Here is a 12,302-nt window from a genome sequence, read left to right on the forward strand (position 1 = left end):
TCAGCGGCGCAGGTAGATGTAACCCGTGATGACCTCCTTGTCATTGCCCGGATCAAGAATGAAGTAGTAAGTGCTTTCCGGAAGGTCGGTGCCCCAATTGAGCTTGCCTTCGCTGGTGCCGTCCCACGTATTGCGGTATGGGCTCCGTTCGTAGATCTTCGAACCCCAGCGGTTGAAGACCTGGAAGGAGTTGTCCGGATAGTAGTCCAGACCTTGGATCACATAGGTGTCGTTCACACCGTCCTTGTTCGGTGAGAAAGCGTCCGGAACGACCAAGATGCTGCAATCACGCAGGGTGATCACCACCGTGTCCGCCGTGCTGCCGCAGACACCGTTGTTCAGCACCCACTGGAAGATGTTGGTGCCGGGCTGCAAGCCGGTGACCTCGGTGTTCGGCTGGTCGGGGTATGTCAGTTCACCATGCCCTTGGATCAGCTCCCAATGGCCCGTGGCCGTGCTCACCGCGGGATCAGCAGACATCACCGTGGTGGTGGTGTCCTGACAGATCTGCTGGTCCGGGCCACCGGCTGCGGGCGGTACGTTGATGTCGAACACGGAGATGAGGACATCGTCCGAGGTCGTACCGCATACGCCATTGTCGATGGTCCATGTGAGGCTCGTACTGCCGAAGCCGATGCCTGTCACAGTCGTGTTCCTGTTGCTTGGGTCGGTGATGTTGCCGCTGCCGTCGATGGTCCAATATCCCGTGGCGGGGAATACCGCCTCATTGGCGAACATGTCCGCATCGATCGCTCCGGGTTCGCAGAACTGCTGGTCAGGCCCTGCGTCCGCCGCTGGTTGTGATTGTCCGTCGAAAACGGTGACCACCAAGGTGTCCGTAAGCGGGCCTGTTGTGCAGGGGCCGTTGCTGATGGTCCACGTGAGTACCGTTTGGCCGGGTGTGAGGTCGCCGAGCGTGGCGTTCGGGTCCGCAACGTCGCTGACCGTACCGCTTCCACTGATGATGCTCCACGAACCCGTGGCCGGTGCGGTAACGCCCGTGGCTGCCAGCGGAGTGCTTTCAACCGGTCCGCAGATATTCTGGTCCGGACCCGCGGTCGCACTGGTGACAGTGCCGTCGAACAAGATCACCGTGACCTGGTCGACCAGCGTTCCGCAGGGGCCGTTATCGATGGTCCAAGCATACTCGTTCACCCCGGCACCGATGTCCGATACGTCCGTCGCCGGGTCGCTCGCATCAGCAAAAGTGCCGCTGCCGCTGACCACGGACCACTGGCCGGTGCTCGGGTAGGTGGCCATAGAGGCGGCCATTGGTGTGGAAGCGATCGGGCTGCAAAGGTTTTGGTCCTCACCTGCGTTGGGATCAGGCAAGGCTGAGTCGAACACGCGCACCCGTACAGTGTCCGAGGATGTTCCACATGGGCCGTTGTCGATGCTCCACACGAAGATGTTGTCCCCGACCTCAGTGCCCGATACGGTCGTCTGTGGATCATTGGCATCCGCGAAGATGGCGGAACCGCCGACCTGTGTCCATGTACCGATACCCGGGAAGACCGCGTCGTTCCCGGCCAGCGTCGCACCCGCGTCAATTCCGCAGATGTCCTGGTCCGGGCCTGCCTCGGCCGTAGCTGCATTGTTGTCGTAGACGTAAACGGCCACCGTGTCCATCGTAGGCGGGCCGAAGCCGCAATCACCGTTGTAGACCGTCCATGTGAAGACGTTGATGCCGATGGAGAGCCCGGTGATCGCCGTGGCATGGTCGGTGCTGTCGGCAATGGTGCCCGTACCGCTCACGAGATGCCAGGTGCCAGCAGCCGGGAAGAGCGGGATATCAGCCGCCATCTCGGTGCTGTCCTCCGGCATACAAAGGCTGATGTCCGGACCCGCATAGGCCACCGGCCCGAAGGGATCATAAACGGTGATCCTGAGCGTGTCGGTCATCAGGCCGTTGTTCGGGCAGGGGCCGTTGTCCAAGGTCCACACCAGTGTGGTGATGCCTATATCGAGGTCGTTGATGGTGGTCGTCGGGTCGGTGGGGTCCACCAATGTGCCCTGCCCGCTGAGCACGCTCCACGTACCCGTGGCCGGCGGCTGGGGCGTGGCGGCCTGCAACTGCGCCGAGGTGAACGGCAGGCAGACTTCAAAGTCCTCACCCGCATCAGCGGCCGCAGTGCTGTCACTGAAGATGACCACCGTGATGGTGTCCATGGTGATGGCGTTCGGGCACGGTCCGTTGCTGGTGGTCCAGACAAAGGTGTTGGCACCGATGGCCATGCCGACCACCTTGGTGGATGGATCGCTCATGTCTGCGAAAAGGCCGGCACCGTCGATCACGCTCCATGATCCACTTGCCGGGAAGGTCGGTGTATTGCCCTCCAGATAGGTGCTGTCCTGCGGTGTGCAATAGGCCTGATCGGGGCCTGCGTTGGCTGGCGGATTATGCTCGTCAAAGATGAAGACGCTCACGTAGTCCTGGGTGAATCCGCAAACGCCGTTGTCGAAGGACCACCTGAGGATGTTCTCACCCACGGTCAAGCCGGTCACGGTGGTGTTGGGGTCGTTCACGTCGGCAAAGAAGCCCGTGCCTTGTGCTACCGACCATTCTCCGATAGCGGGCAGGGTGGCCGTGTTGGCCGCCATTACCGCACTCTCATCCGGGGTGCAGAAACTCTGGTCGGGGCCTGCGGCAGCCGGGGGAGCATTGAGGTCGAACAGGAAGATACTGACCTGGTCACTGGTCCTTCCAGCTCCGCACGGCCCATTATCCACAGTCCACTCGAAGATATTCTCCCCAACGCCCAGGTCGGTGACCTCCGTGGCCGGATCGTTCGGGTCAACGATCGTGCCCTGACCGCTCACCAAGGTCCATTCACCGGTGGCCGGGAAAGTCACGGGGCTGCCCGCCAAAACGGTGCCGGTCAACGGCGTACATACCTGCTGGTCGGGGCCGGCATTCGCATCCGGGTTCTCATCGTCATAGACGAAGATGCTCATCTGGTCGCTGGTCGAAGGACCGCACGGGCCGTTATGCACGGTCCACTGGAACACGTTCTCCCCTACCGCGAGTCCGCTCACGGAGGTGGTCGGCGAGGTCGGATCGGCGATATTCCCGGACCCGCTCACCCGTACCCATTCACCGGTGGCCGGGAAGATCAATGCACTGCCTGCCATGGTGGTGGTGGTGTTCGGGGTGCAGAGGTTTTGGTCAGGGCCTGCGTTCGCTATAGGATTGGTCTCGTCGAACACGGTGATGATGACCTCATCGAAGCTTAACCCGCTCTCGCAGGGACCGTTCGATACGGTCCAGCGCAGGATGTTCACGCCCACGGCCAGCCCGCTTACTGTTGTGTTGCTCGCATGCTCATCGGCGAACACGCCGGCACCTTGCTGCACCGTCCATGTGCCTACGGCCGGCGCCGTCACACTGCTTCCCGAAAGCGTTAGGCTCGTGTTCGGGGTGCAGAGTTCCTTATCCGGGCCCGCGTTGGCGGGCGGATTGTGCTCATCGAACACCCGCACCTCCATCGTGTCGGTGGTGATGCCGTTCGCACAAGGTCCGTTGTCCACGGTCCAAACGAACACGCTCGTACCGACTTCCAGGTCGATCACCGCCGTTGTCGGCAAGTTCGGATCACTGATCACGCCCGTCCCGCTCACCAAGGTCCAGGTGCCCACGCTCGGGGAGATCACGGCACTGCCTGCCATCAGCACCGTACTTACGGGCGTACAGATCTCCTGATCGGCACCGGCATCGGCCACGAGGTTGTGCTCATCGAAAACGTAGATGGTGACATCATCGCTGCTGCTGCTGCAAAGTCCATTGGCAACGGTCCAGCGGAACACGTGCGTGCCCACGATGAGCCCGGTGACGTCCGTGGTCGGGGAGTTGGGGTCGGCGAATGTGCCACCTCCGCTCACCACCGTCCATGTGCCCTGCGCAGGGAAGACCACCGCACTACCGGCCAAGGTGGTCGAGGATGCCGGAGAGCAAAGCTCCTGGTCCGGTCCCGCATCGGCGTTCGGATTGTTCGAGTCGAACAGGAAGATGCTGACGGCGTCGCTGGTGATGCCATTCCCGCAAGGGCCGTTGGACACGGTCCAAGTAAAGATGTTCTCGCCCACTCCAAGCCCGGTCACGGTGGTGGTCGGGTCGGTGGGATCGGTGATCACGCCTGTGCCTTGGGTGAGCTGCCAAGTGCCCGTTGCCGGGAAGATGGGCACGTTGCCCGCCAGTGTCGTGCTCTCATCGGGCGTGCAAAGCGATTGATCGGGACCTGCTTCCGCGTCCGCGTTGTGCTCATCGAACACGAAGATGCTGACGCGGTCCTTGGTGAAGGGATCCGCACAAGGTCCGTTCAATACGGCCCATTCAAAGACGTTCTCGCCAACAGCCAAATTGCTGACCCCTGAGGTCGGTGAATGAATATCGGCAATGACACCACTGCCGCTCACCAAGGTCCAAGTGCCTTGGGCAGGGAAGATCACATTGCTTCCAGCGAAGACGGTGGAGATGTTCGGCGTGCAGAGCTCCTGATCGGGCCCGGCGTTCGCCACTGGATTGTTGGCATCATAGACGAAGATAGAGACCAGGTCGTTCGGCGGGTTCACCGGACAGGCACCATTGCTTACCGCCCAGCGGAAGATGTTCTCCCCGACGGGAAGGTCCGTGATCGTGGTCGCGGGGTCATGGATCGAAGTGATGTTGCCGCCGCCCGTGACCAACGTCCACGTGCCTTGTGCCGGTGCTGGGGCCGCGCTGGCCGCCATGGTGGCCGTGGTGTTGGGCGTGCAGAGGCTTTGGTCCGGGCCTGCATTGGATCCGCTTACCGAACTGTCGAACAGGGTGATGGAGACCTCATCCGAGGTGATGCCAACACCACAGGGCCCATTGCTCACTGTCCAACGGAAGACGTTCGGCCCTACCGCCAGACCGGTGACCTGACTGGTGGGTGAGGAAGGGGTCGTGATGGTGCCCGTTCCGCTCACCAAGGTCCAGGTCCCGGTGGCCGGATAGATCAGGCTGCTGCCTTCCAACGCCGTGGAGTTCGCCGGGCTGCACAGCTCTTGATCATCGCCGGCATCGGCATCCGGGTTGTTCTCATCGAACACCTTGATGGTGACCTGGTCCGTGGTGGTCCCGCAGGAACCATTGTCGATCGTCCACGTCAGCACGTTGTCGCCCACCTGCAATCCGTTGGCCGTGGCATTGGCCGCGTGCGTGTTGGAGAAGGTGATGCCCACCGCCGCTGTCCATGTGCCCTGTCCGGGTCCGACCGCGATATTGCCGGCCAAGGTGACGGAGGAGGTCGGCGTGCAGACTTCCTGATCAGGGCCTGCGTTGGCCGCTTGCGCCGTGCCGCTGAATACGCTGATGATGACCTCGTCGAAAGTGGTGCCGTTGGGGCATGGGCCATTATTGACCGTCCAACGGAAGACGTTGTTGCCCAATCCGAGGCCATTCACCAAGGATGTGGGGCTGCTCGGCGAAACGATGTTGCCGATACCGCTGACCAAGGTCCACGTTCCCGTTGCGGGCGCGATCAGCGAACTGCCGCTCAGCGTGGTGGAAGTGGTCGGGGTGCAGAGCTGCTGGTCCGGCCCGGCATTGGCGATCGGGTTCGCGTCGTCATATACGGTGATGCTCACCGGGTCCGAGCTGGTACCGCAGGCACCGTTGTCCAAAGACCAAACAATGATGTTCACACCGAGGGAAAGACCGGATACACCTGTGGTCGGCGACGTCGCGTTACCGAAGGTCGCGGTACCCTGCTGCACCGTCCATGACCCTGTGGCGGGTGATACTGCCGCGTTCGCCGCCATCACCGTGGTGGCGGCGTTGTCACAAAGCTGTTGGTCCAAACCGGCGTCGGCCTGCTGCGCATTGCCATTGAAGACCGAGATGGTGACATCGTTGGAACTGGGCGCTGCACATGGTCCGTTCTCCACGCTCCACCGGAACACGTTCGCTCCTAGTGACAGTCCGCTCACCACGGTCCCGGGGTTGGTGGCGTCCACGAATACGCCGGTACCGCTGATCAATGTCCACAGCCCTGTACCTGGAGGGATCAGGGCGCTACCGGCCAAGGTCGCACTGGTGATGGGGGTACATACGCTCTGGTCGGGACCCGCATCAGCCGTGAGCATGCCCGCATTGTACACGGATATCGAAACTTGTGCGCTGTTCAACGGGAAGGCGCAGGGTCCGTTCATCACCGTCCACTGGAACACGTTCACGCCATACCCCATGTCGGTGATGGTGGTGGTCGGGCTGTTGGGAGATGTGATCGTTCCGCTGCCGCTGAACACGGTCCATTCCCCGGTGGCAGGCGACACGGGTGTCGTGCCGGTCACCGTGACCTCGTTCGCCGAGGTGGGAACGCAGATGCTCTGGTCCGCACTGACAGTGATCGCCGGATGCGTACTGGAGTAGACAATGATGGACACATCGTCCTGTGTATTGCCATTGGGGCACGGGCCGTTTGACACCGTCCAGCGGAACACGTTCACGCCTACGCCCAACCCGGTCACTGCGGTGGTGGGGCTGTTCGGCGTAACGATCGTACCGGTACCACTGAACAGTGTCCATGTGCCGGAGGCCGGCAGGATGATCCCGCTTCCGGTCAATGCAGTACTGTTGGCGTCGGAACAAAGCTCCTGGTCGGGGCCGGCATTGGCCACCGGGTTTGCACTGTTGAACACACGTATGCGCACATCATCGGTGGTGAGCGGGTTGGCGCAAGGACCATTGCTCACTGTCCAACGGAATATGTTATCCCCCACCGCGAGGCCGGTGATCTGGGTCACAGGGCTGTTCAGCGATACGATCGTGCCTGTTCCGCTCACCAAGGTCCATGTACCAGTGGCAGGTGCGATCACCGTACTTCCCGCCAAGCTTGTGGATGTGGTCGGCGTGCAGAGTTCCTGGTCCGGGCCTGCATTGGCCACGGCATTGGCGGAATTGAAGACCGTGATCGAGACATCGTCCTGGGTCACCGGATTGGAACAGGGTCCGTTGTTGAGCGTCCAGCGGAAAGTGTTCACACCCACGCCGAGACCGGTGACCGTGGTGGTCGCGTTGCTCGCATTGGTGAAGCTGCCGGTACCCGCCGTAACGGTCCATTGGCCCGTGGCCGGGAATACAGGTGCGTTCCCAGCGAGCGTCGTGGAAGTGGCCGGGGTACACAATTGTTGGTCGGGGCCGGCATTGGCCGCCGGCGCGTTCGAATCATAGATGAAGATGGACACCACATCGTTCGGCGGGTTCACCGGGCATGGCCCGTTGCTGATCGCCCAGCGGAATTTGTTCTCGCCTACAGTGAGGCCCGTCACGGACGTGGTTGCACTGTGGATGTTCACGATGGTCCCCGTGCCACTGACCAAGGTCCATGTGCCTTGCGCTGGGGCAGCAGGAGCATTGGCCGCCAAATTGGTGGAGGTCGTGGGCAGGCAATAGGATTGGTCCGGACCTGCATTGGAGCCGCTGACGGTCTGGTCAAAGGCGGTCACAGTTACTTGGTCGCTGGTGATCCCGTTTGCACATGGTCCATTGCTCACCGTCCACTGGAAGACGTTCGCACCGATGCCCAACCCGGTAACCGTGGTGCTTGCCGAAGTAGACGAGGTAATGGTGCCCGTCCCACTGACCAAGGTCCACAGACCGGTGGCCGGGAATATCGGAGTGCTGCCCGATAGCGTCGCGTTGCTTGGTGTGCATACCTCTTGGTCCGCGCCTGCATTTGCATTGGGACTGGTCGCGTTATACACCGTCACCGACACATCATCGGACGTGGAGGTGGGAGTGCATGGTCCGTTGCTGATGGTCCACCGGAACACATGGACACCAACGGCCAGGCCTGTAATGCTCGTGTTACGGTTCGTCGGGGTCACGATCGTCCCTCCTCCGCTCACCGAGGTCCATACACCGCTTGCCGGGGCTGGTGCCGCATTGCCGTTCAGGGTCACCGAGCTGGTCGGTGTGCAGATCGAGATGTCAGCACCTGCGTTCGCGGCCGGCTGTGCGCTGTTATAGATGGTGATGATCACTTCATCCTGCGTGGGCGTACCGCAAGGGCCATTGTTGATGGTCCACCGGAACCTGTTGGGGCCGATCCCCAGACCTGTGACCCCGGAAGTCGGGGAGTTGGGTGAAGTGATCGCCCCCGTACCGCTCACCAAGGTCCATGTGCCCACAGCGGGTGCCACAGCAGTGTTCCCGGCCAAGGTCGCCGTATTGGTAGGCAGGCAGAATTGCTGATCCGTACCTGCTGCCGCCGCCGCTTGTGCCGCGCTGAAGCTGGTCACCGTCACTTGGTCCGTGCGGGTGCCACAGGTGAGGTAGTTCACGCTCCATTGGAACACGTTCGCCCCTTGGGAAAGGCCAGAGACCGTGGTTGTGGGTGAATGGTTGTTCGCGAAGGTCCCACTGCCGCTGATCACCGTCCAGGTCCCTTGCACACTGGGGTAAGGCAACACCCCTGCCAAGGTGGCCGAGGTCCCGCAAACAGAGAAGTCGCTCCCGGCATTCACATCGGTGGCCGGTGGCGTCACTTGTATGGAGAAACCGAAATCATTTGAGGCGATCACCGGACATCCGTTGTCCTGCACGTGTACCGTGAACGTGTTGTTGCCGATGTTCGCGACCGTCGGGGTCCACGTGAACGTCCCGGAAGGAAATGGCGAACCGGAAGTGGTGAACGTGCCGCCCGGGATACCACTGTTCCAACTCATGGTAACAGTCTGCCCGGCATTGGCATCATTGGAATTGACCGTGAAGGACACCGGCGTGCCTGCGCATACCTGCATGGAGTAGACGGCCGTCCCATTGATGCCGGTAGCGGTCGGTGAGGCGTTCCCGGTACATGCGCGGATCACGAACTGCACGTCGCGCGTAACGACGCCCACGAGGACACCATTGCGGTACTCCTTTACCTGATAGGTGACCACCGCCACCTGAAGGACGTTCGGGGTCACGGTCATCGTGCCGGTCTGCGGGTTGAGGGTCACCGCATTCGCTCCACCGGCGTTCCGGATCGGCTGGCTGGCCGAATAGTTCGTGTTGTACGGGATGTTCACCCCGCCTGCCGTCCGTGCCGGGATCAGGGCGTAGACCAAGGAATCCCCGTCCGCATCGACCGCCCCCGGGTTGTAGCTGATCGGTTCGCCCAAGCAATAGAATGCCGTGGGCGAGTTGGTGAACGTGGGCGAACTGTTGCAGAGCCCGGTCGAATTGTTCAATTGCGCATCCAAGTACAGCTCCCGGTTGCCGGGGTTGTTCAACGAGGTGACCGCATTGTTGCGGCAGCATAGCGACCAGGAGAAGAACCAATCCGCTCCGCCGCAAGCGGCATAGGCACTGAGATCAACGATCTTTGTGTAGGTGTATCGTTCCACACCGTACGTACCATTGGCATTCAGACAACGATCCACCTCCGAAGGGCAGATCGGCGTGATGATCTGTATCGTGGGGTTATTGTCGAAACACTGATTGAAATTGGCCGCGCATGTGCTGGAACTCACGTTGAAGCTAAGGCCGTTGTTGCAATTGGTCGGCGCAGCAACACCATTGCAGTCCCTGTAAAAATTGAGGGTGACCCTGTACTGGTTGTTGCCTAAGCAGACATAGCTGAGCTCGCCTCCCATCGCGTGCGTGGCATGAGCCTCGCTCTGCCACAGCAGCATGGCCGCAGCGACAAGGATGAGTTTTTGGAGAAAGGACCGGACCTGGCGCATTCCCCGCCAGCCTTGTTGGTCCGAAGTACCCTGTGCGTTCATCTGTTCAGCCATGTAACTGCGATATAGCGGTAGTTGACATCCCGGACATTAAGAGACCAAGGCACCGGTCCATCCCGGCGTTGTGCTGATCGTTCATAACAGCGGCATCATGACCACTGCCCGAACCAGCTCACCATTGCCTTTGCCTTCCGAGGTCCGTTAGCTACCGGGCCAAACATAGCCCCGCGCCGATCCTGCATTTCCCGTTGCAGGTTTGCACTTGTTAACAGCAACGTGTTGGCTTGCCCGGATGGTTCAGGGCACGAAGAGCCAATAGGAATTTGATGATCGCCAGTTTTGTGTTCACCCGAAAAGCCACCATAAGGGCACGGGGGGTTCCCGCTATACGCTCACGATCAAACCGGGCACCTTCCCTTCCCGGACGGGATCAACTCCGAATGGCGATGATCAACTATTGCAGCGAACGGAAATGGGTCCTGAACTTCTCCCGGATCCGCGCCGCGCTATGACATTGTCACCTTGTCAAAGAGACATCTCCTTGCAAGTCCATTACGCAAAAGCGGTCCGCTCCACATACGCCCCTTGCCGCTCATGCGTCGCGATGTAGTCCTCGAACTTGGACAACGAGCGTTCGTTCCGCACGAGATGATCAAAGCTCTCCTCCTTCCAAAAAGTACCGGTCCGCCCCAAGAGCTTGTTGATGGACTTTGCCGTGTATGATTTCCACGAATGGGTGATCGCTGAAAGGTCGTGCCCGCCAAAAGGCACGACAAGCACATGTACATGGTTGCCCGCGACAGCGAAACTCCCGAGTTGGTAGCGGATTCCGTTGAAAAAGTGCAAGGCGTTTACCAACTCCTGCCTCGGACCGGCCTGGCGCAGGGCGCAAGACCCGGCACCCGCATCAAGCCATTGCTGCACGCGTGCATCAAAAAGCCTGTAGTACTCCCGCTGCGAGGGAAAGTCCAGTGTCCTGATCTCCGTGCTGCCATACTTTTCACGCCAAAGACGACGATCGTTCTCCAATGCGCGGAGCTGCACCTGGGGCAAGCTGTCCGCCATGCGCCAGGTGACAAAGTGGATCGTACCGGCCTGCTTCCAGTGCGGACGGATCCGGCTCGTGATCTCCAGCTCCTTGTGCGGATCGAAGAAGAGGTCGCTGAGATCCATTCGAGGGAATGAAAGTCCCCCCAGGCGTCCCGCCTGCGGGGGTGGACTGTCCATGGCAAATTCAGTTACAGCTGCAGCAGAAGTCGGCGAGCTCGATGCTCGAACGTTTTATTCCCAAACATGCAGGGCGCTTGCAGGTCTTTTCCCCCACAAGCGGGACGCTTGTGGGACTAAAGCCCCGCAAGTACAGCACCCGGATCCTTCCCACCGAGCACCAGCTTCGCGGGATCCTCAAGCATCTCCTTCACCTTGAAGAGGAAGCTCACGCTCTCCTTGCCGTCGATGATGCGGTGATCATAGCTCAGCGCCACGTACATCACCGGGCGGATCACCACCTGTCCGTTCACGGCGACCGGCCGCTCCACGATGTTGTGCATGCCGAGGATCGCGCTCTGCGGCGGATTGATGATGGGCGTGCTTAGCATGCTGCCGAACACGCCGCCGTTGGTGATGGTGAAGGTGCCACCGGTCATCTCGGCGAGGCTCAACTTTCCGTCGCGCGCCTTGATCGCGAGTTCCTTGATCGCACCTTCGATCTCGGCCAGGCTCATCTGCTCAGCGTTGCGCACCACCGGTACCATCAGGCCCTTGGGTGAGCTTACCGCGATACCGATGTCCGCATAGTCGAAACTCACGACCTCCTCGCCGTCCAGCTGTGCGTTCACGTTCGGGAACAGGCGCAAAGCTTCCGTAACGGCTTTGGTGAAGAAGGACATGAAGCCGAGGCTTACGCCGTGCTTCTCCTTGAACTTATCCTTGTACTGGTTACGAACGGCCATCACCGCGCTCATGTCCACCTCGTTGAAAGTGGTGAGCATGGCCGTTTCGTTCTTCACGCTCACCAAGCGCTCGCCTACCTTCTTGCGCAGGGTGCTCATCTTGGCGCGGCTGCTGTTGCGACTTCCGCCCCAGCCGTTCATCAATGTGCCGACCGATACGCCACCGGCGATGTATGCTTCAACATCACCGCGCGTGATGCGGCCGTTCGGTCCGGTGCCTTTCACCTTGTCACTGGCGATGCCTTTCTCGGCCATCACGGCCTTGGCGACGGGCGTGGCGTGGGCGGCGGTTTCCGCAGCAGGTCGACCCGGTGGGTCGACGCTACGGGCTTCTTCCTTCGCCTCCTTCGCGCCATTCACCTCCTTCACCTCCTTCTTCGCGGGCTTCACGCTTGTATCGATCTTGGCAACAACATCACCCACGTTCACCGTCTCATCGGCCTTGGCCAGCAAACTGATCTTGCCGCCTTCCTCGGCGCTCAGCTCCAAGGTCGCCTTATCGCTGTCGATCTCGGCGATCACTTGATCCTTTTTCACCACGTCGCCATCGGCCACCAGCCATTGCGCAATGCGCACTTCGCTGATGCTTTCACCGGGACTGGGGACTTTTACTTCAATGTTGGCCATGGGAATTGAGGGATGTACGATTTTGGGGCCGCA

The 12,302-nt window shown here is 60.8% G+C and carries 3 protein-coding genes; all 3 read right to left on the reverse strand.

The features are described 5' to 3' along the window. Positions 1–9,744, reverse strand: a complete 9,744-nt coding sequence (locus tag IPP95_08860) for a gliding motility-associated C-terminal domain-containing protein (protein ID QQS71309.1) — start codon at positions 9,742–9,744, stop codon at positions 1–3. A 498-nt stretch (positions 9,745–10,242) separates the two neighbouring features. After that, positions 10,243–10,863 carry a transposase gene (locus IPP95_08865; protein QQS71310.1) on the reverse strand — a complete coding sequence of 207 codons (621 nt, stop codon included), beginning with the start codon at positions 10,861–10,863 and terminating at the stop codon, positions 10,243–10,245. A 170-nt stretch (positions 10,864–11,033) separates the two neighbouring features. Next, positions 11,034–12,269 carry a 2-oxoglutarate dehydrogenase complex dihydrolipoyllysine-residue succinyltransferase gene (gene odhB / locus IPP95_08870; GenBank protein QQS71311.1) on the reverse strand — a complete coding sequence of 412 codons (1,236 nt, stop codon included), beginning with the start codon at positions 12,267–12,269 and terminating at the stop codon, positions 11,034–11,036. Between the last annotated feature and the right edge of the window lie 33 nt (positions 12,270–12,302).

It is taken from the genome of Flavobacteriales bacterium (assembly GCA_016700415.1).
Classification (GTDB): domain Bacteria; phylum Bacteroidota; class Bacteroidia; order Flavobacteriales_F; family PHOS-HE28; genus PHOS-HE28.

Excerpts from the sequence above, each read along its gene's own strand:
- IPP95_08860 (QQS71309.1), bottom strand. The coding sequence starts at position 9,744 with ATGGCTGAACAGATGAACGCACAGGGTACTTCGGACCAACAAGGCTGG.
- IPP95_08865 (QQS71310.1), bottom strand. The coding sequence starts at position 10,863 with ATGGATCTCAGCGACCTCTTCTTCGATCCGCACAAGGAGCTGGAGATC.
- odhB (QQS71311.1), bottom strand. The coding sequence starts at position 12,269 with ATGGCCAACATTGAAGTAAAAGTCCCCAGTCCCGGTGAAAGCATCAGC.